A 22068-nucleotide genomic window follows, 5' to 3' on the forward strand; every position below is an offset into this window, starting at 1 on the left:
CATGTGCGCACACCTCTTTCGCGTGCCTTTCGCACTCTATACTGACGGCTTTTGTTGCCGGAGTCCTTCGCTTTGATCCAGGTCGTCGCCCTCATTGGCGCGTTGTTCCTCGTTGCCCTCAACGGTTTCTTTGTCGCCGCCGAATTCGGTCTCGTGAAGCTGCGGCAGACGCGCGTGCAAACGCTCGCGGAGAAGCATGGCTTGCGCGGCAAGCTGCTTGCAAAGGTGCATGGCCGGCTCGATGCGTATCTATCTGCGTGTCAACTGGGCATTACGCTCGCGTCGCTGGGGCTTGGCTGGATCGGCGAGCCGGCATTTGCCGAACTGCTGAACCCGGTGTTCCATCTGCTCGGCATCCAGAACGAGCAGTTGATCCACGGCATTTCGCTGTTCTTCGCGTTCTCGTGCATTTCGTTCCTGCACATCGTGGTCGGCGAACTCGCGCCGAAGTCGCTGGCCATCCGTCAGGCCGAGCAGATTTCGCTGTGGTGCGCGATGCCGCTCTACGGTTTCTACTGGGCGATGTATCCCGCCATCTGGGTGCTCAACACGAGTGCAAACGCAGTGCTGCGCGTCGCGGGTCTGGCAGCCGATCACGGCGGCGACACGCATTACTCGACGGACGAACTCAAGCTGATTCTGCGTGGCCGCCACGCGAGCGTCACGAACGAACTCGACGCACCCAAGAACGCCTATTCGCAAGACGAATGGAACACGATCGCGCATTCGCTGGACTTCTCGCGCATGACTGTGTCGGATCTGATGCGGCCGGCGCATGAGCTCGTGAGCCTGCGCCGTGATCTGTCCTGGCGCGACAATATGCAGATCGTCGCGCGCCATCGTTTCAGCCGTTATCCGTTGCTCGAAGATGCGACGGGCGAACGCGTCGCGGGTACGATCCACCTGAAGGACCTGCTGCTCGCGCGCCATGCGGGCAGCACGCTCGACGACCTGTCGCGCTACGTGCGTCCCGTGCAGTACGTGAAGCCCGACATGCCCGCTCTCGAACTGTTCCGGCGCTTCCGCAAAGGCGCGCCGCATCTCGCGCTGGTCGGCAAGAAGAACGCGAAGCCGATCGGCTTTCTGACGCTCGACAACCTGCTTGGCGCGCTTGTCGGCCAGATTCACGACGAATTCCGCCAGGGCGATGCGGACTGGACGCGCATGGACGACGGCACGTTGATGGGCAAGGGCAGCCTGCCCGTCGTGTCGCTGGAACGCGCGCTCGGTATCGACATCGACGAAGGCAGCGCCGAGTCGGTCGGCGGTCTCGTGATCAACGCGCTCGCCGATTTGCCCGAAGAAGGGCAGCGCGTGGAGTTCGACCGTTTCGACGTGGTCGTCAAACGAATGAAGGGGCCGCGTATCGTGCTCGTACGCGTTTATCCGAAGACCTTCGACGACGAAGGCGGTTGACCCTCACGATTGACCTTCAAACACGCGGCACGCCGTCCTCGACGAGCACCGCGACGGGCATCGTCGTCAGTGCTTCGCGCAAATAAAGCAGCCCCGTATCCTCGACCTTCGGCGCGGCAGGGCTCAGCCAGTCGAATAACGCGCGCCCGAACAGCTCTTCGGGCATCTGCACAGCCGTGTCGTCCCACGCAATCGGATCGACCAGCGGCACATCGTTGGCGGGATCGAGCAGCGCCATCGAAAGCCGCGTCGCAATCAACACCGCCCAGCAGTTGCCCTGACGCCGCGCGAACGCGATCACATGCTCCGCGTGCTTGCCTTGCACCGTGAGCGGCAGATAGCTGCCGTTGCTCAGCAATTCCGGAATCTGCATCCGCAGCGCGAGCATTCGCTGGATGATCGCGAGCTTCACGCGGCCGTCGTGCCATTTGGCGAGATAGTCGGAAGGCCGGGCTTCGCCGAGCATCTTCTGACGCTGCGCGAAATCGACGGGCCGCCGGTTGTCGGGATCGACGAGGCTGAAGTCCCATAGTTCGGTGCCCTGATAGAGATCGGGCACGCCGGGCGACGCGAGACGCAACACCGTTTGCAGAAGACTGTTCACCACTCCCGCCCGGCCGATGCGCGCAACGAACTCGCTTAGCTCGCGCAGAAATCCGTCGCGACGCTGCGGCGCAAGAATGTCGAACAGAAACTCGCGGCAGCCGTTTTCGAAGGCTTCGTCGGGCGCGAGCCAGGTGGTGCGCAGCTTCGCTTCGCGCAGCGCCTTCAGCTGCCATTGCGCGACACGCTCCGCGAGCGCTTTGACGCCCGCTTCGTCGTCGGGCGAAAGTCCGGGCGGCCAGCAGCCGACCAGCGTTTGATACAGCATCGCCTCGGCGCCGGGGCCGGGCGCCCAGTCGTCGGCGTTGCCGTTCAGCGCGCGCCGGTGCGGTGTGTTCAACGTCGTCCATGCGCGCAGCGTCGCGATCCAGTCATCGGCGATTTCGCTGAGCACGGCAAGCCGCGCGCGCGTGTCCTCGCCGCGTTTGTGATCGTGGGTCGCCGTCGCCAGCATCGCGTGCGGAAAGCGTCGCGCGCGCTCCTGATTGCACGCGTGAAACTGCTCGACCGTCAGCGCGAATTCGCCCGGATCCGCGCCCACTTCGCAACGCGACAGCAGACGCCCATAGCGATAGCACGCCGTGTCTTCGATCGCCTTTGCGGCGACGGGCGCCGTCAGTTGCGAGAACAGTGTCTGCACCGTGCGGCGCGCCGACGCCGTGTGATTGAACGGATTCGCATTGCCGTTCTGCTGTGCGCTATACGCGGCGCCGCGTCCGTTGCCGTTCTCGTCCGCGCCGCTGCCGAGCCACGCATCGACGCGCGCGAGCGTGCCATGATCCGCTCGCGAAACCGTCTGCCTTGCGGCTTCCAGAGCGATGTCGAAATACACGTTGTCGGCCGCACTGCGCAAGCCGTTCTGCGGATAGATGCGATACACGGGAAAGTGCGCGGCAAGCTCATTGGTCACGCGGCGGATCGCGGTGTAAGTGAAATCGCGCGTGGTGATGCTGTCGCGCGCGAGCCGATGCAGCGCGCGCGACACGCGATCCAGTTCGGCGGGCAGATTCTCGGCGAGAATCTTGCGACGTGCGGGCTGTGCTTCGTCGGCGAAATTCGCGGCCCGGCCGCTCAGTTCGGCCCACGCTTCGGCGAGCGGCGCGGCGCCAGCCGGATCGTGCAGCAACGCGCCCGCATCGTTCATGAAGTCGTAGCCCGTCGTGCCGTCCACTGGCCAGTCGTCGCGCAGCGCTTCGCCGCGTCCGAGAATTTTCTCGACGACGATATACGGCGTCGTGCCCTCGCGCAGTTCTGCCAGCCGCTGACGCAACCGCTGCGTGTATTCGCGCGGCTCCGCGAGCCCGTCGACATGATCGACCCGCAAGCCGTCGATCACGCCTTCCGCATAGAGCCGGAAGACCAGCGCATGCACGGCGTCGAACACTTCGGCGCGCTCGACGCGCACAGCCGCGAGCGTGCTGATGTCGAAGAAGCGCCGCCAGTTCACTTCGTCCGATGCGGTGCGCCACCACGCGAGCCGGACATGCTGGCGCTCGATCAGCCGATGCAGGCGGTCGCGCGTGACGGGGTCGTTCGGCGAATACGCTTCGAGCACGAACTCGATGGCCGATGCGCCGTTCTGCCGCACGAATTCGCGCAGCGCTTCGCGGCCTTCGGCGGCGCGCGGATGATCGGCGGGCTGCGTCGTGACGGGCGCGAAGCGGTCGGCGAGCGCGCTCAGATCGGCACGATCCGCCGATTGCAGAATGGCCGCGTAATCGATCGGGCACACCGGGCACTCGTGCTCTGCATAGACGATATTGAAGCGACCGTTGTCGGCATCGAAGCGCAACGCGATGCGGCCCGCGAACAGCTCGTCGCCATACGGCGCGCCGAGCACGGGCATCAGCACCTTGCCGCGCAGTGCCGGGTCGGGCGAGTGCCAGTCGACATCGAAGTACCGCGCAAAGGCACTATGGCGGCCCCATTCGAGGATGTCCTGCCACCACGCGTTGTGTTTGCTCACGCCCATGTGGTTCGGCACGATGTCGACGATCAGACCCATGCCGAGTTCGTGAAGCTTGTCGGCGAGGCGTCGCAAGCCATGCTCGCCGCCGCATTCGGCGCTCACCTGGCCGTAATCGACCGTGTCATAGCCGTGCGTCGAGCCCGGCGTGGCTGTCGTGATCGGCGATGCATACAGATGGCTCACGCCGAGCGCGGCGAAATAGTCGACGTGCGCAAGCGCATCGTCGAACGTGAAGTCGCGATGAAACTGGAGTCGGAGCGTGGCGCGCGGAACGGTCATGGCGTATCGGACAACGAGGAAGCTGAGGTTGAGTCGGTGCGTGCCCGCTCGATCGCGAGCAGACGGTCGCAAAACGTTTCGTCGGCGAACAGCGCGTCGACGGGCTGGATCACGCGGCGGCGCCAGTTCGGATGCTCGTCGATCGAGCCAGGCAGATTCGGCTGATCCGCGAGACCGAGCAGGTCTTCGAGCGGATACGTGACGAGCGGCGACGGCGTGGCCGCGACGAACGCGAGCGCTTCGTCGACGGGTGCGTTGTCGGTTGGCGGCGGTTCGACATCGGGCGCGGCGATGCCTGCCTGCTGGAACGCACGCCACAACGCGGCGCGGTCGTCGTCGCGCTCGGCCTGCGCGAGCGCGACGGGATCGCGTCCGTCGGCCCGCGCCGCCGTTTGCCCGACGCGATTGCGCCACACGATGTCCTCGCCGCGCCACCAGCCGGTGACGGTCGGAAGATCATGCGTGGTCGTCGTGGCGACGGCGCCGCTGTCCCATTCGGACGGCGCCTTGAAGCCCTCGCCGTCCTTCGTGCGTTCGAACCACAGCACGCGGATGCCCGCGAGCCCATGTTCGCTGAGCCGCTCGCGGAAGCCCGGCGGTACGGTGCCGAGGTCTTCGCCGATCACGATCGCGCGATGCCGCCACGATTCGAGTGCGATGAGCCGCAGCATGTCTTCGAGCGGATAGCGCAGGTACGCGCCGTTCTTCGCGGGCTCGCCTTCGGGCACGAGCCACAGACGCCGCAACCCGAGAATGTGATCGATGCGGATGCCGCCCGCGCACGCGAATGCGGCGCGCAGCATGTCGATGAACGCCGAGAAGCCCTGGGTGCGCATCGCGCGCGGCGAAAAGGTAGTGAGGCCCCACGCCTGGCCCGCCTGGTTGAACAGATCGGGCGGCGCGCCGACGGACACGCCGTGCAGCATGTCGTCGCGATACGACCATGCATGCGAGCCCGCGCTATCGCAACCGACGGCGAGATCCGCGATCAGGCCGATCGCCATGCCCGCATCGCGCGCCGCATGCTGTGCGTGCGACAGTCCCTTCGATGCGAGCCATTGCAGGAACAGATGAAACTCGACTTCATGCCGATGCTCGTTCGCGAAGGCCTCGACTTCCGGGCTGCGCGGGTCTTGCAGCGCGTCGGGCCACTTGCGCCAGTAGCCTTCCCCGTCGTGCTGCAACTGGAACGCGTGCAATGCTTCGAAGCGCGCATGATCTTCCAGCGCGCGACCGCCGCGCTCGCAGAAGCCGTGGAATTCCAGCGCACGCGGCGAGTCCTGCGCGCGGTCGTTTGCGCAGAAGCGCTCGAACAGCACACGCAGCGTCTTGAGCTTCAACGGCGTGGCCGTCTTCCAGTCGATCAGCGGCTCTGCTTCGAGCTTCGTCCATGCCTCGATGCCACCCGCTGCATCGAGCGCGGCCTGTGCGGCTTGGGCACCGAACACGGCGGCGGGATCGATGTGCGCGACGTTGAGCCACAGACGCGACGACGGCGAATACGGACTGAACGATCCCGGCAACGCGCTGAACATCGCGTGCGTCGGGCTGATTGCGAGTGCATGCGCGCCGCGTTTCGCGCTTTCGATCGCGAGCGTGGTCAGGGCGGTGTAATCGCCGATGCCGCCGTCACCCACGCGCCGCAAGCCGTAGATCTGCGCGGCGATGCCCCATAGCGGCGGCGGCTGCTTGCCGTCGCCGTGCATTGCGTGCCACGCATCCGCGACGGTGTAGCACTTCGCGGGCGCGACGGCGAGCGTCATCCGGTGATCGTTGAGCACGAGCGTGTGATAGCCCGGTTCGTCGATCGGCGAGAGCAGGGCCGCTTCGCCTTTGGGCGCAGTGAAACGTCCGTCGATCAGCGAGCCGCCTTCCAGTTCGATCCGGTAATGACTACCCGATTTGATCGCGGCGGCAGGCAGCGCGATGCCGCGTCCGCATTCGACCGTCATCAACGGCGGCAGCCTGCGGCCGGACAGTTCGGCTTCGAGAGCCGCGGCGCTCTGGCGGATCTGCGTGGCGTTGCCGCACGGCAGGCCCATCCGTTCGAGCAGCGCGGCAAGCGTGCTGTCGGGCACGCGCTTCTTGTTGTGATGCGCGTCTTCCCATTCGACTTCGAAGCCCGCGCGCGCGGCGAGCGTGTCGATGGAAATACCGGGGCGTCGAGTGGTGGCCACGCGTGTCACTCCTCTTGAACGTGCTTGCGCGCGTCATGACCGACCGCGTATTCGCTGACGTCGCCCGTCAGCCACGCGACGAATGCGGTCGACGGCAACTCGCCCGTGTCCACGCGATCTCGCACACGCGGCGGCGTCTCGAAGATCACCTTGCCTGCGGGACGCTCGTCGAGCCGCACGGTGTCCTTGCCGAGATTCAGCGCGATCGACAGCGTCTCGCCGTCGGCGAGTTTCCAGCGCGCGACGAGCGCGTTAGTGTGCTGTGGGCCGGAGGCCTCCAGCACGCTCGCACCGAGCGGCTTGGCGTGCTTGAGACGCGGCGCGATCAGCTTGGCGCGCACGGCGAGCGCCGACTTGTAGAAATGCATCCAGTCGAGCGCGTCCTTGTACTCGGGCGAATCGCCGTGACGTTCGACAGGCGACGATTTGACGAGCGTCTGCGGATCGTTCGGATCGGGAATCAATGCGCGGCGTTTCTCGTCCGCGAACGCGGAAAAGCGCGCGAATTCCTTGCGGCGTCCTTCGCGCACGGCATTCGCGAGATCGCCGGTGTAGTCGGTGAAGAACAGGAACGGCTGTGTCGAGCCGTACTCTTCGTCCATGAACAGCAGCGGTATTTGCGGCGACAGCAGCAACAGGCCCGTCGCAGCGCGCAGTGCATCGTCGGAGCAGAGCGAGCGCAGACGCTCGCCCATTGCACGATTGCCGATCTGGTCGTGGTTCTGCAGAAACGCCACGAACGAAGCCGGTGACAGATGGCCGCTGGGCTGGCCGCGCGGCTTGCCGTCGTGGATCGGCGAAGGGTCGCCCTGATAGCCGAAACCGCTGCCGAGAATTTTCGCGAGCTTCTGTATCGGCTGGTCGGCGTAGGCGGCGTAATAGCCCTCGTGTTCGCCCGTCAGCAGCACGTGCAGCGTGTTGTGCGCGTCGTCGTTCCATTGCGCGGTGAAATGCGTGTCGAGCAGGTTCGCCGTGTTGCGCTCGTTTTCCAGCACGAGATGCACATGACGGCCATGTTGCACATGCGCGCGCACGTGATCGGAAAAACTGCGCAGCCAGTCGTCGTTGTCGATCGCATGCACGGCGTCGAGGCGCAGACCGTCGAAACGATACTCGTTGAGCCAGTACAGCGCGTTGTCGCAGAAGAACTCGCTTACCTCGCTGCGCGCGAAGTCGATTGCGGGCCCCCACGGCGTATGCGTGCCCTCGCGGAAGAAGGGCTTCGCGTACTGCTGCAGATAGTTGCCGTCCGGGCCGAAGTGGTTGTAGACGACGTCGAGAAACACCGCGAGACCATGACCGTGCGCGGCGTCGATCAGCGCTTTCAGATCGTCGGGGCGTCCGTATGCGGAATCGGGCGCATACGGCAGCACGCCGTCGTAGCCCCAGTTACGCGTGCCGGAGAAATCGTTGAGCGGCATCAGTTCGATTGCGGTGACGCCGAGCGCGGCGATCGCGGGCAGACGCTTCATCACGCCTGTATAACCGCCCAGCGCGCCGACGTGCAGCTCATACAGCACCGTTTCTTCCCACGGCCGGCCGCACCAGTTCGTGTGTTGCCACGTGTACGTGCGCGGATCGATCACTTCGCTCGGTCCGTGCACGTCTTGCGGCTGGAAGCGCGACGCGGGGTCGGGTATCAGCAGTGCCCCGTCGAGCTTGTAGCGATACAACGTGCCCGCGTTGCAGTCGATTTCTGCCTCGAACCAGCCATTGCCCGTCGGGCTCATGTCGTGCGTGCCGGATGCCTGCTGGCTCGGGCTGCTTTCGACGGCGACCTGCGCCTTCGCGCACGAAGGCGCCCACAGCCGGAAGCGCGTGCGCGGCTTCGCGCTCGCCGCGCCGAGCAACTGCGCGCCGAACGGCAGGCAGTGCGCGTAATGATGCGCGTGAGGGTCGATCGGACGTTCATGCATGTTTGTCACCATTCGTCGGCATGCTGACGGGTGTACTCATTCGTACAATCAGCATCGGCATTCATTCGATAGTCGGACGCACGCGCCTAGCCGGACTGCTCCGGATCCGGCATCGACGTGCCCGGGTCCGGCGGCAGCGCCGTCAACAGACGTGGACCGTACTGCGCGCCCGCGCGCCAGCTTGCCTGCCAATCCGCATCGCCCGTCGGCTGCGCGGCGAGCACGACCATGCTGTGCGCGGCAACTTCCAGATCGGGCGTCGCGAGCGGCGCGGGCGGCGCCTCCGGGTCCGCCGTATCCAGCAGCACATGCCATTCCAGGTGCGGCGGAGGCGGCGTAAAACGCAGCGCCGTCGCCGCTGCGTTCAACATCATCAACAATACTTCCGTTTCTCCATTGAGGCCTGCGCCTGCGCGCCGCAGCGTGAACGCCCGGCCTTCCGGGTCCTGCCAGGCTTCGATGGTCAGCGCTTCGCCGTGCTCGTCGAACCAGCCGACGTCGTAGAGGCCGGGCAACACTTCGCGATCGCCGAACAGGAAGCGGTTTTCGCGCAACAGTGGGTGCTGTTTTCGCAACGCGATGATGCGCGCGAAGAACATAGACATTTTGCGCCCGTGTGGGAGCGCGGCACGCTCCCAATCTACCCACGAAATTTCGTTGTCCTGGCAGTACGCGTTGTTGTTGCCGCGCTGCGTGCGGCCCATTTCGTCGCCGGCGAGCATCATCGGGGTGCCGAGCGCGACGAACAGCGTCGCGATCAGCGAACGCGACACGCGCTCGCGCGTTTCGGCGATGGCGGGTTCGTCGGTCGGGCCTTCGATGCCCCAGTTCGAGCCGAAATTCTCGTTGTGGCCGTCGTTATTGTTTTCGTTGTTGATCTCGTTGTGCTTCTGCGAGTACGACACGAGATCGGCCAGCGTGAAGCCGTCGTGCGAGGTGACGAAGTTGATCGACGCCGTGGGCTTGCGAAAGCGGCGGTTGAACAGATCCGCTGAGCCCGTCAGGCGCGCGGCGAGATCGGGCCGCATACCGGCATCGCCGCGCCAGAAGCGCCGCACGGAATCGCGGAAACGGTCGTTCCATTCGCTCACGCCGGGCGGATGATTGCCGAGCTGATAGCCGCCAGGGCCGATGTCCCACGGCTCGGAGATCAGCTTGCGCTGCGACAGGACAGGGTCTTGCCGGAGCGCGTCGAAGAAACCCGAACCGGGATCGAAGCCGGAATGCTCGCGCCCGAGCGTGACGCCGAGATCGAAACGGAAGCCGTCGATATTGAACGCCGTCGACCAGTAGCGCAGCGAGTCCATCACCATTTGCAGCACGCGCGGGTGGGGCACGTTGAGCGTATTGCCGCAGCCGGTGTCGTTGATGTGATGGCGTTCATCGCCTGGAATGAGGCGGTAATAGCTGGCGTTGTCGAGTCCTCGCCACGACACGGTGGGGCCCATTTCATTGCCTTCGCACGTGTGGTTGTAGACGACGTCGAGTATCACCTCGATTCCTGCCGCGTGCAGTTGACGGACGGCGATGCGCATTTCATCGAGCCGGTGTGCGGACAGATACGACGGCTCGGGTGCAAAGAACGCGGCCGTGTTGTAGCCCCAGTAGTTGCGCAGTCCGCGCTCGACGAGGAAGCGGTCGTTCAGGAATGCGTGCACGGGCAGCAGTTCGACGGCCGTGACGCCGAGTTTCAGCAGATGCTCGATGAATTCCGGCGATGCGAGTGCGGCGAACGTGCCGCGTTCGGGCGCGCGGAGATCCTTGCGCAACATCGATGCACCGCGCACGTGTGTCTCGTAGATAACGGTTTCGTTCCACGGCACGTTGGGGCGTGTGTCGTGCGACCAGTCGAAGGCTTCGTCGACGACGACGCATTTGGGCATGGCGGGTGCCGAGTCGCGACGGTCGATCGACAGATCCATTCTGTTCGAATGCACGCGATAGCTGAACAGCGCATCGGACCATCGGAACTGTCCGACGAGTTTTCGAGCGTACGGGTCGAGCAGCAGCTTGTGCGGATTGAAGCGATGCCCGTGTTGCGGTTGGTACGGGCCGTGGGCCCTGAAGGCGTAGACCGTGCCGGGATGCGCGTGCGGCAGGTAGCCGTGCCAGACTTCGTCGGTGCATTCGGGAAGCGCATAGCGCTTCAGTTCTTTTCTGCCTGTCGGTTCGAAGAGGCAGAGTTCTATACGGTGGGCGTTCGCCGAGAAGACGGCGAAGTTTACGCCTAAGCCGTCCCAGCTTGAACCCAGCGGGTAAGGGTTGCCCGGCAACAAACGGTCTGGAAGTACGTGCGGCATGGCAAATCCTGTTTTGTTTTTTAAGCTTTGCAAGCGGTCTTTTACTTTGCCCTCCTAGAGTTGGTTTGCCTTCTCGGCGCGGGCTACGCCTTTTGGCTCTTGCTCTGTGGTTTTGGTTTTGGTTTCGCTTTCGCTGGCATCCGCGTTTTGCCTTCGTACTTCATGCGTCGCCCCTGTGCGGGGCAGCACCTACTTTTCTTTGCAGCGGCAAAGAAAAGTAGGCAAAAGAAAGCCGCTCACACCGCCAGCACTTGTGCTTGCCTGCGGGCCCCCAACGGGTCCCGCACTTCACACGGCATCGCACTATCTTCCGCCGTTGCCATCGTGCTAACTGATGCATCACCCGCTTCACACTCCCGCGTCACGGCCTGAGTTACCAGAATTCGACCGCCGCCCAGGTGGCAAACTGTGTGTAGGTAGTCGCGCCGCATGCGTGGCGCTCTTACGACACCGATCCCGCTTTTCAGTCCGGAGTGGTGCACTTCGATCGGGACGGCCTACACACAGTTTGCCACCTGGGCTGCACAGACGAATCGCTGGCGCTGCTGCACTATGGGTGCGTGGAGCGGGTGATGCGCTTGCTCAGCGCGTTGGCAACGCGCACAAAACAATGTGTTGCCGTGTGGAGTGCGGGACCGGTTGGGGGCCCGCAGGCAAGCACAAGTGCTGGCGGTGTTAGCGGCTTTCTTTTGCCTACTTTTCTTTGCCGCTGCAAAGAAAAGTAGGTGCTGCCCCGCACAGGGGCGACGCCTGAACACCGACATGCAATCGCGGATGCCAGCGACAACAACAGCCAACCACACCCACCCACACCCACCCACACCCAACCTCAATCAGCCCTGAGCACAACAGTCCCTAAAGGCGGCAAAACCAAAGCGGCCGACTGCGGACGCCCATGCACCGCCACCTCATCTGTATAGATGACACCACCGTTACCAACATTAGATCCACCATAAACCCCGGCATCGGTATTAACAACTTCGACCCACCGCCCCGGCCGGGGCATCCCAACCCGATAGCCATGCCGTGGCACCGGCGTAAAGTTGCACACGGTGATCAACTCGCGCCCCGCGCCATCCACGCGCCGCCAGGCAAAAACGGAATTCGCGCTGTCGTCGCCGATGATCCACTCGAACCCGCCCGGCTCCGTATCGAGCCGATGCAACGCCGGTTCCTCGCGATACAGCCGGTTCAAATCGCGCACCAGACGTTGCACCCCATGGTGCAACTCATCGTCGAGCAGATGCCAATGCGGCGATCCGTCGTGATCGAACTCGGCCATCTGCCCGAACTCGCCGCCCATGAACATCAGCTTCTTGCCAGGATGCGTCCACATGAACGCAAAGTACGCACGCAGATTCGCAAACTTCTGCCAGCGATCGCCCGGCATCTTGCCCAGCAGCGATCCCTTTCCATGCACGACTTCATCGTGCGACAAAGGCAGCACGAACTTCTCCGAATACGCATACACCATCGCAAACGTCATGTTGTGGTGATGCCATTGCCGATTGATCGGGTCTTCATGCATGTAGTGCAGCGTGTCGTGCATCCAGCCCATGTTCCACTTGAACTGGAAGCCCAGTCCGCCATCCTCCGTGCGCGCCGTCACGCCCGGCCATGCGGTCGATTCCTCCGCGATCGTGATCGCGCCGTGCACGTCCGGCATGTGCTGCACTTCGTGATTCAGGCGCTTGAGGAACGCGATCGACTCGAGATTCTCGCGCCCGCCATACACGTTCGGCACCCACTCGCCCGCCGCGCGTGAATAGTCGCGATAAAGCATCGATGCGACAGCATCCACACGCAAGCCGTCGACGTGATAGCGCTTCAACCAGGCCAGCGCCGAAGCGATCAGGAACGCACTCACCTCGTTGCGGCCGAGGTTGTAGATCATCGTGTTCCAGTCCTGGTGATAGCCCTCGCGCGGATCGGCATGCTCGTAAAGCGGCGTGCCGTCGAACTCCACCAGCCCGTGCGAATCGTTCGGGAAGTGCGCGGGCACCCAGTCGAGAATCACGCCGAGTCCCGCTTCGTGCGCGCGGTTCACGAAGCCCGCGAACTGCTCCGGCGTGCCGAAGCGCGCGGACGGCGCGAACTGCGACAGCGGTTGATAACCCCATGATCCGCCGAACGGATGCTCGGCCACCGGCATGAACTCGATATGCGTGAAGCCCATTTCTTTCGCATATGGAATCAGGCGATCCGCCAGTTCCGACCAGTTCAGGCCGCGATGCCCTTCCTCCGCGATGCGCAGCCACGATTCCGCGTGTACCTCGTAAATCGAAATCGCCGATTGCGCCGTCTGCTTGCCCGCGCGCGTCTGCATCCAGTCGCCGTCCGTCCACGGGAAATGTTCGACCTCTTCCACATGCGCGACGATGGACGCCGTCGCGGGCGGCTTCTCCGTCTGCATCGCGCAAGGGTCGGCCTTGAGCGGCAACGGATGCCCGTCGCGCGTCAGCATCTCGTACTTGTATCGCGTGCCCGCACCGATGCGCGGCACGAACAGTTCCCACACACCCGCCTGATGACGCAGACGCATCGGATGCCGGCGGCCGTCCCACGAGTTGAAGTCGCCCACCACCGACACGCGCCGCGCATTCGGCGCCCACACGGCGAAGCGCACGCCCGGTACGCCGTCGGCCGTGTAGGGCCGCGAACCGAGGCATTCGAGCACCGCATACGGATCGCCCCACGCGACGCGCTGCAACGGCTCATCGCCGAGCACCGGACCGAACGAATAGGTGTCTTCGATCTCCTGAACGGAGCCATGCCAGTCGATCCGCAAGCGATAAGCCACGGCCTCGCTCACGGGCCCCGCGAACAGGCCGCCCGGATGCAGCTGTTCCAGTTCGCCGAGCAGCCGGCCATTGTCGCGCGCGATCACCGAGACGCGCGTCGCGTTCGGCAACATCACGCGAACGACGGGACCCGCGTCCGTCTGGTGCATGCCCAGTTGCGAAAACGGATCGTGATGGCGCGCATCGACGAGCGCATCCAGATCCACGCGATTCAGACCGGCAGCCTCAAGTTGAACGTTGTGATGCTCACTCATAGTCACCCTCTGATCCTTCTGGCGGCGTCGAGGCAGCCGATGGCGAATGCGGTGCGGCGCCCGTGTCGCCGAGCAGCCGGCTCGTCAGCGCGGCGAGTCCGCGCACCGGCAAGCTGAGCCACGTCGGCCGGTTGGCTGCCTCATAGCGGATTTCATAGGCGGCCTTCTCGATCAGGAACAGATCGAGCAGCGCCTGTTCGTGCTCAGGCGCGACGAGCGGCTGCGCTGCCGCCTGCGTCGCGGTGCGGTACTGATCGAGGAACGCCTCGGCGGCGGCGGCACGGAAGCGCTCGAACAACGCGCGCTTGCGGTCGGCCGTCATTTGCGGCGCGGCTTCCATCGTCGATTGCGCGGCGGCGCTTGCATACGACAGCGAACGCAGCAGCCCCGCGACGTCGCGCAGCGGGCTCGATTTCGCGCGCCGTTCTTCGAGTTCGCGCGCGGGCTCGCCTTCGAAGTCGATCAGGAACGCGTCGCCTTGCGACACCAGCACCTGGCCCAGATGGAAGTCGCCGTGAATGCGCGTGCGCAGCGCATGCGCATCGGGCGTCACAAGCTTCGACACCGCTTCGACGAGCTTGCCCTTGCGATCGAGAATGCTGTGTCCGAGCAGCGCCGCATCCTCGCCGAGGTGATCGACGTTCTTTGCGAGCAGTTCGAGCGCGGTGGCGAGCAACTTCTGCGTGCCGTCGATCCACGCCTGCACCTGCTTCGCGTCGGCGGGTTCGGGATCGAACGCGGGATTGTCCGAAGGCGTCGAGAGCGCCACGTGCAGCTCGCCGAGCCGCTTGCCGATGATGCCCATGTACGACGCGTAACCTTCGATCGCCTCTTCCTCGTTCACGCGATCCTGGTTCGCCTGGTTCGCATCGCTGCCGTCCATCACGAGCGCGAGCTCGTCGATCGAACGGCGCAGCGTGTCGAGCGCCCAGTTCCACGCATCGCCCTGGTTGTCGACGAAGCCTTGCAGGATGCACAGCGTATGCGGCACGTTCTCCGGATCGACGCGTACCACTTCGCCGATCAGCGGCGCCGTGTTCGCGTAGCCGAGCTGCGTCAGATAGCGGGTCATTTCCGCTTCCGGATGCACGCCCTTCAGCAGGCGCCGCACGAGCTTCAGCACCACCTTGTCGGCGATCACGAGCGAACTGTTGCTCTGCTCGGCTGCGAGCCAGCGGATTTCGGGCTGATCGTCCAGTTCGAGTTCGGCGAAACGGTCCGTCGGAATGAAGTGGATCGTGCTCTTCTGCACCGTCGGCACGGCGGCGCGCTCGCGCAGCTTGCGCAACGTGCCGTACGCGAACAGCGGCAGTGCGAACGCGTCCGTCAGATGCCCGACGTTGCGGCCGCGGCGCACGCGCGCGAGCGCGAGCTGCATGAAGAGCGGGGTGGTCGTGTCGGCACCCCACGAGATCGCAATGGGCAGCACATAACGTTCGGTGTGGCTGCCCACGTCCGCTTCGATTTCCGTGAAAGCAAAGCCCGCTTCGGGAATCGTGGTGAGCGCGGCGAGCCGCACGGCATGCATCTTCTGATCCTTCGATGCAAACCAGCGGCGGCGTCCCAGCCAAGACGGCAGCACTTCCGATTCGAGCAGCCGCACGTTCTCGGGCGTCGGACCCGTCTGGCCTTCGCGGATCACGATGGTCACGAAATCGGGCAGCGGCTCGGAAGGCGGCTGGCTCCATGTCGGACGGTCCTGGCCTTCGCAGAGAAGGAACCACAGGAAGCCATACGGCGGGAACGTCAGCAGATACGTCAACTGGCCGATGCGCGGGAAGATGGAATCGGCCGTCATTTCGATCGGCGTGGCGCCGTTGAATTCGGACAGATCGAGTTCGACCGCCTGCGGCGCGCGCGACAGGTTCGCGACGCACAGAATGGGCGGCTCGCCGGGCAGCTCGCGCAGATACGCGAGGATCTTGCGGTTGCTCGGCTTCAGGAAGCGGATCGTGCCGCGCCCGAACGTGTGCTTCGAGCGGCGCGTCGCGAGCATGCGGCGCGTCCAGTTCAGCAGCGAATGCGGATCGCGGCTCTGCGCTTCGACGTTGACGGCGTCGAAGCCGTACAGTGCGCCCATCACGGGCGGCAGCACGAGCTGCTCGGGGTCGGCGCGCGAGAAGCCGCCGTTCCGGTCCGACGACCACTGCATCGGCGTGCGCACGCCGTCGCGGTCGCCGAGGTGGATGTTGTCGCCCATGCCGAGTTCGTCGCCGTAATAGATGACGGGCGTGCCCGGCATCGACAGCAGCAGCGAATTGATCAGTTCGATGCGGCGGCGGTCGCGTTCCATCAGCGGTGCGAGGCGTCGGCGGATGCCGAGATTCAGGCGCGCGCGGCGGTCGCTCGCATAGGTGTTCCACAAGTAGTCGCGCTCGGAGTCGGTGACCATTTCGAGCGTGAGTTCATCGTGATTGCGCAGGAAGATCGCCCACTGATTCGTTTCGGGGAGATCCGGCGTCTGCTTCATGATGTCGGTGATCGGGAAGCGGTCCTCGCTCGCGATCGACATGTAGATGCGCGGCATCAGCGGGAAGTGGAACGCCATATGGCATTCGTCTTCGTTGCCGAAATATTCCTGCACGTCTTCCGGCCACTGGTTCGCCTCGGCGAGCAGCATCCGGTTCGGATACTCGGCGTCGATGGTCGCGCGAATCTTCTTCAAAATAGCGTGCGTTTCCGGCAGGTTCTCGTTGTTCGTGCCTTCGCGTTCGACGAGGTACGGCACGGCATCGAGCCGCAGACCGTCGATACCCATGTCGAGCCAGAAGCGCATCACCTGCAGCACTTCGCGCATCACGGCGGGGTTGTCGAAGTTCAGGTCGGGCTGATGCGAATAGAAGCGGTGCCAATAGTACTGACCCGCGACGGGATCGTGGGTCCAGTTCGACGGCTCCGTGTCGATGAAGATGATGCGCGTCTGTTCGTACTTCTTGTCTGTGTCCGACCACACGTAGTAGTTGCGATGATTCGAGCCCGGCTTCGCGCGCCGCGCGCGCTGGAACCACGGATGCTGATCCGACGTGTGGTTGATGACGAGCTCCGTGATCACATGCAACCCGCGTGCGTGCGCTTCCTGAATGAAGCGCTTGACGTCGCCGAGCGAGCCGTAGTCCGGGTGTACGTTGCGATAGTCGGCGATGTCGTAGCCGTCGTCGCGGCGCGGCGACGGATAGAACGGCAGCAGCCAGATCGCGCTCACGCCCAGTTCCGCGATGTAGTCGAGCTTCGCGATCAAGCCGGGGAAATCGCCGACGCCGTCGTTGTTCGCATCGAAGAACGACTTGATGTGCACCTGGTAGATGATCGCGTCCTTGTACCAGAGCGGATCGTCCGAGAGCGTCGACACTTTGCCGCGCCGTGCCGCATGCGGCTTCGATGGCGCGGCTGCCGTCGTGTCGGTGATATGGGCCTGCGACGTGCTTTCTGCGGGATCGTCACGTTTCATATCGCACCTTCATTCATTGAATGTCGTGTCATGGGCGGCCCGATGAGCGTCGGCTTCGTCGGGAACGGCCTCGCGCGGCAGCCCGCCCGCGGGCGCAATGCGCCAGATCGCGAACGGCCGCGTGCCGGGATCGAGCCGCACGTGTTGCCATCGGCTCTGCCATTGAAACCGCTCGCCCGTCATCTGGTCGATCACGTCGATGGTGCTGTGATCGTGCAGCCCCCAGCGGTTGAACGTCGACCACGACAACTCGATATCCGCGCCCTGCTCGTTGTGCGGATCGAGATTGATCGCGACGATGATTACGTTGTCGCGCGCTTCCGTGGCCTTTTCGAAGAACAGGATGTGATCGTTGTGCGCCGGCAGGAACGTGAGGTTCAGATGCGTGTGCAGCGCCGGATTCGTGCGGCGGATGCGGTTCAGCTCCGTGATCTCGCGCACGATGTTGCCGGGCCGGTTCCAGTCCCACGCTCGGATCTGATACTTCTCCGAATCCAGATACTCTTCGCTGTTCGGCAACGCGGCGGCTTCGCACAGTTCGAAACCGCTATACACGCCCCACAGTCCCGACAGCATCGTCGCGAGCGCCGCGCGAATCAGGAAACCCGGACGTCCTTGCCTTTGCAGATGACGCGGGTTGATGTCCGGCGTGTTCACGAAGAAGTTAGGCCGGAAGAAGTCGCGCAGATTGGTCTGCGTGAGTTCCGTCAGATACTCGGTGAAGTCGCGCTTCGATTCGCGCCACGTGAAGTACGTGTACGACTGCGAGAAACCGAGCTTCGCGAGCCGCGCCATCACGCGCGGACGCGTGAACGCTTCCGACAGGAAGATCACGTCGGGGTGCCGCGCGCGCACGTCGTTGATCATCCATTCCCAGAACGGGAAGGGTTTCGTATGCGGATTGTCGACGCGGAAAATGCGCACGCCCGCGTCGATCCAGAACAGGATCACGTCGCGCAGCGAGATCCACAACTCGGGCTTCGCGTCGCGCGCATAGAAGTCCGGATTCACGATGTCCTGATACTTCTTCGGCGGATTCTCCGCGTAGCGCAGCGTGCCGTCGGGGCGCCATGCGAACCATGTCGGGTGCTGCTTCAGCCATGGGTGATCGGGCGAACATTGAATCGCGAAGTCGAGTGCGATTTCCAGGCCATGATCGTGCGCGGCGGCGAGCATGCGTTTGAAGTCGTCGAGCGTGCCGAGCTGCGGATGCACTGCATCGTGGCCGCCTGCTGCGCCGCCGATCGCATACGGACTGCCCACGTCATCCGGTCCCGGCGTGAGCGTGTTGTTGCGGCCCTTGCGGTTGGCAATGCCGATGGGATGAATGGGCGGGAAGTACAGCACGTCGAAACCCATGTCGCGGATGCGCGGCAGTTTGGCCGTAACGTCGTCGAAGTTGCCGTGCCGATGCTCGTCGTCGCTCATCGAGCGCGGGAAGATCTCGTACCAGCTGCCGAAGCGCGCGCCCGCGCGTTCGGCGTCGATGCGATAGACGATCGGATCGCGCGACAGCCCCGGACGATGGCGCGCGGCGGCGAACGCTTCAGCCGTGGTCGGCGCGAGAACGATCGCGAGACGCTCGCCGATGTCGGCTTTCATGAACTCCTTGACGATCGCTTCGAGCTGCTGCGGCTCCGAACCTTCGGCGGTTTCCGCTTCGGCCAGTGCGAGCGCGAACAGATGCTTCGCCTCCTCGACTTCGAGATCGACCGATTGATCCGCCTTCAGCTTCTTCTGCATGTGATCGACCAGCGACGCGAAATCGTCGCGCCACGCGATCACAGTGAACTCGTGACGCCCGAGGCGTTCGAGCGCAATGCGTGCCTCCCAGATGTCGTTGCCGGCCGGCTGCGCGGGCGTCATCGGCGTTTCGTGCCACGCGGTTTCGTCGGCGGCGCGCCAGATCACCGCAGCCGCGATCTTGTCGTGGCCTTCCGCGAACACGGAGGCCGTCACGTGCACCCGTTCGCCGACGATGCGCTTGGCGGGAAAGCGCCCGTGATCGACGGAAGGCGACACGCTTTCGATCGCCACGCGCGAAGTCGCGATCGCATCGAGCACGCTCTTGTGGCCGGAGGTCTTCGTGTTCTGCTTGTCGATGGGCGGTGCGAGCACGACCGGCTTTTCGGCGACCGCGCGGAACAGGCGGCATGCGCCCGGCGGCAGCGTGAACGGCGTGAGCGGTTGCGGCGCGCTGTGCGTTTCCGTGCCGAGCGCGACGAAGCGCGTGAAGCCGCCCGGCACGCCGTCGAGAAAGCGCGCGGGATCGATACGCACGGGCGTGCCCAGTTCGGGATTGATCGCGATCAGCACGGCTTCGTCCGCATCGCGCAGATCGCGCTGGTCGCCGCGCAGCAGCAGCGCGGCATGCGTGTCGGGACCGGACAGCGAACGCAGCTCGCCATTCGTTTGCAACGACCACGTGTCGCGCGCAATCGCATTTGCATGACGAACGCGCTCGGTGAGATCGAAGCGCGCCGCGCCACGCAGGCTCGCGTAATGGCCGGCGTCGCCGAGCGTATGCGAGATCGGCTCGGCGATACCGTATTCGAAGCCCATCGGCATCAGCCAACCTGTGCCCGTCGACACGGCCGTCAGCAACGCACGGCGATACGCGCGCTCGACGATGGCGGAGTCGTGCACCTGTTCGAGGTCCGCCGCGAGGCGCGTGCCGTACGGCGCTTCGGGAAAGGCGATGGGCGAGCCGGCGCACGTCAGCGCGGTACGCTCGTCGAGCATCCACGGCGCGCGGAAGTCCCACCAGCGCGACGACGAGAACACGGCATCGAAGCCCACGCCTTCGAGCGCAACGATGTCCGAACGCACCAGACCGGGGGTGGCGGCGAGAAAGCGCGTCGACGGATGGCGCGACGCGCGCACGGTATCCAGCAGCCGCCGCCACGCGAACACGGGTACGCGATGCGGCGAGTCGAACCGGAAGCCGCCGATGCCCGCGTCGGCGAGCGCATCGAGCGTGTGCGCCCACCAGTCGATCAACGGCGCAGCCACATGCTCGGTGCTGAAATTCGCATACGCGACGTTGTCTTCATGACGCGCATGACGCGGATCGAGCCGCGCTTCTTCCGGCTCGAACGGATGAAACCAGTCGCGATGCTCGCGATAGAGCTGACCGTCGGCGGCGGCGCGGTCGATCACGAGATCGACGAGCAAGGTGAGGCCATGCTGACTCGCTGTTTCGGCGAGACGTTGCAGCACGTCGTGCGCGGGTTGGTCGGTGGCGAGCGCGGGATGCAGCCGCGCATGATCGCTGACGATCTGCGCATGGCCTGCCTGCCCCGGCTGGAACAGCCCGCCGATCAACACATGATCGAAACCGAGCGCGGCCGCATGCGCGAATTGCGCGGGCCACGCATCCAACCGTCCGACGAGGGGAGAATGAACGAAGTAAATCCGCGGCGCATAGGCGTGAGGAGCTTCCATCGGTCGTTTCCAGATTCGTCCTGCTTTGCGGCGTGGATGCATATTCATGCGATCACGACCGCCTATTAGGCTTCAGAGCCGGATGCCGCGCGATGCGTCCTGCGACGGCGCGTACTGCTCAATGTAGTGCATTGATCGACATGCGGCGCGTCAGTTCAAAGTCAGTTCAAACTGTCTGCGAACTGTCCGATAAGGACGACGGTTCGGGCGGGTTCGCGCTGCATGTCATCGGTCAGAAACCAGGTCGACAGGCGGGTAAGGAGCAAGCGTTATGCCAGAAGGTAAGACAGGACAGGCTCAACTGAAACGCAGACATGCGGACGGCGACGGCTGGCTAGCCCGATACGGCACGATGCAGCGGATGCATACGCGGCGTCGTTCATACGAATGACGCCGCGAAAAGAGAGGAAGACGTGTAATTCGGGCGTGTCGCCGGGCGGCTGTTACATGGCATGTTGCCATAGCCGCGCATCGGAGGCAGCAAAGCGTTGGGCTAGGACCCGAGCAGGCCCGCGGCCATGTTGATGCACAGCCCGAGCACGGCCACGTTGAAGTAGAACGACAGCACCGACTGCGCGAGCGCCGCGCGGCGCACCTCGCGTGAGCGCAGCACGACGTCCGACGTCTGCGACGCGACGGCGATCGTGAACGAGAAATACAGAAAGTCCCAGTAGTTCGGATCGAGCTTGTGGTCGGGAAACTTGAGCGCCGTTTCCTGCTGGCCCGCGGCGAAGTGCAGGCGGGCGTAGTGCAGCGTGAAGATGGTCGGTATCAGGAACCACGCGCCGATCAACGTGACGCCCGTCACGACGTAGTGCGACAGGCCCGTACTGCCTTTCGACGACGCCAGTTCCAGCACGATTGCGACGATGCTCGCCACCGTCGCGAGACAGACGATGGCCAGTACGACGACGGCATTTTCGTCTTCACGCTGGGCGATGTCGCGCACGCGTTCGTGATCGGCGCGCGCCATCTCGATCCACATCAGCGCGAGATAGGTCCACACGGCGAAGTCCCACGAGACGAGCACGCGGATCATCGGACGCATGTGCACGCCGGCGAGCAGCACGCCCATCAGCACGCCGATGAAGAGTCCGGTGACCATGCGCGGGCGGTTGCGCAGTACCTGCGGATAGACACTCATTGGCGCGCGCTCCTGGCAGCATGTTGTGACAACGGTATGTCGCGATGCGACTCGGAAGGTTGCGGCGATTCTACGTCTGTATGCTGCATGATTTGTCGAAATGGGTGCCTGGACGTTATAGTTTTCCCGCAGTTTTGCTCATTGGCCTTGCATGCGGCTTTCACGGTTGCTTCGTTCTCGCGCGTGGCACCCGGCGAGCATGCAAGAGCGGCAGGACTTTCGACAACCGGGCTTCGACGGTCGTGCGGCGCAACCGCTGGCGCCGCGCACGTGCCGCGCCCGCAGACTAGAGACCGCAAGACAGCGGCGCAAGACCA

Annotated in this window: 9 protein-coding genes; 1 reads left to right on the plus strand and 8 read right to left on the minus strand. The window is 64.3% G+C overall.

The genetic code is table 11. The features are described from left to right. Positions 1-72: 72 nt before the first annotated feature. On the plus strand, positions 73-1416 hold the full coding sequence (locus G3N95_RS31935) for a hemolysin family protein (protein ID WP_205974081.1): 1344 nt from the start codon (positions 73-75) through the stop codon (positions 1414-1416). A 16-nt stretch (positions 1417-1432) separates the two neighbouring features. Here G3N95_RS31935 and treY read toward each other — a convergent pair whose 3' ends face one another. From treY to G3N95_RS31975, 8 genes are all read right to left on the minus strand, one after another. Beyond that, a complete protein-coding gene (gene treY / locus G3N95_RS31940) occupies positions 1433-4267 on the minus strand; it encodes a malto-oligosyltrehalose synthase (RefSeq protein WP_205974082.1) in 2835 nt (944 codons plus the stop codon). Further along, a complete protein-coding gene (gene malQ, locus G3N95_RS31945) occupies positions 4264-6444 on the minus strand; it encodes a 4-alpha-glucanotransferase (RefSeq protein ID WP_205974083.1) in 2181 nt (726 codons plus the stop codon). Before malQ ends, treY begins: the two co-directional genes overlap by 4 nt. Positions 6445-6449: 5 nt before the next feature. Beyond that, positions 6450-8360: a malto-oligosyltrehalose trehalohydrolase gene (gene treZ / locus G3N95_RS31950; protein ID WP_205974084.1), complete on the minus strand. Its 1911-nt coding sequence runs from the start codon at positions 8358-8360 to the stop codon at positions 6450-6452. An 86-nt stretch (positions 8361-8446) separates the two neighbouring features. Then, a complete protein-coding gene (gene glgX, locus G3N95_RS31955; protein WP_205974085.1) occupies positions 8447-10660 on the minus strand; it encodes a glycogen debranching protein GlgX in 2214 nt (737 codons plus the stop codon). 829 nt (positions 10661-11489) lie between these two features. Then, positions 11490-13715: a 1,4-alpha-glucan branching protein GlgB gene (gene glgB, locus G3N95_RS31960; RefSeq protein WP_205974086.1), complete on the minus strand. Its 2226-nt coding sequence runs from the start codon at positions 13713-13715 to the stop codon at positions 11490-11492. After that, a complete protein-coding gene (gene treS, locus G3N95_RS31965; protein ID WP_205974087.1) occupies positions 13708-17163 on the minus strand; it encodes a maltose alpha-D-glucosyltransferase in 3456 nt (1151 codons plus the stop codon). The genes glgB and treS overlap by 8 nt, the downstream gene beginning before the upstream one ends. Positions 17164-17172: 9 nt before the next feature. Next, on the minus strand, positions 17173-20607 hold the full coding sequence (locus G3N95_RS31970) for a maltotransferase domain-containing protein (RefSeq protein WP_205974088.1): 3435 nt from the start codon (positions 20605-20607) through the stop codon (positions 17173-17175). Positions 20608-21100: 493 nt separating this feature from the next. Further along, positions 21101-21751 (minus strand): DUF1345 domain-containing protein, encoded by a 651-nt coding sequence (locus G3N95_RS31975; RefSeq protein WP_205974089.1) that lies wholly within the window; start codon positions 21749-21751, stop codon positions 21101-21103. Positions 21752-22068 lie beyond the last annotated feature (317 nt).

The organism is Paraburkholderia sp. Tr-20389, from assembly GCF_017104565.1.
Classification (GTDB): domain Bacteria; phylum Pseudomonadota; class Gammaproteobacteria; order Burkholderiales; family Burkholderiaceae; genus Paraburkholderia.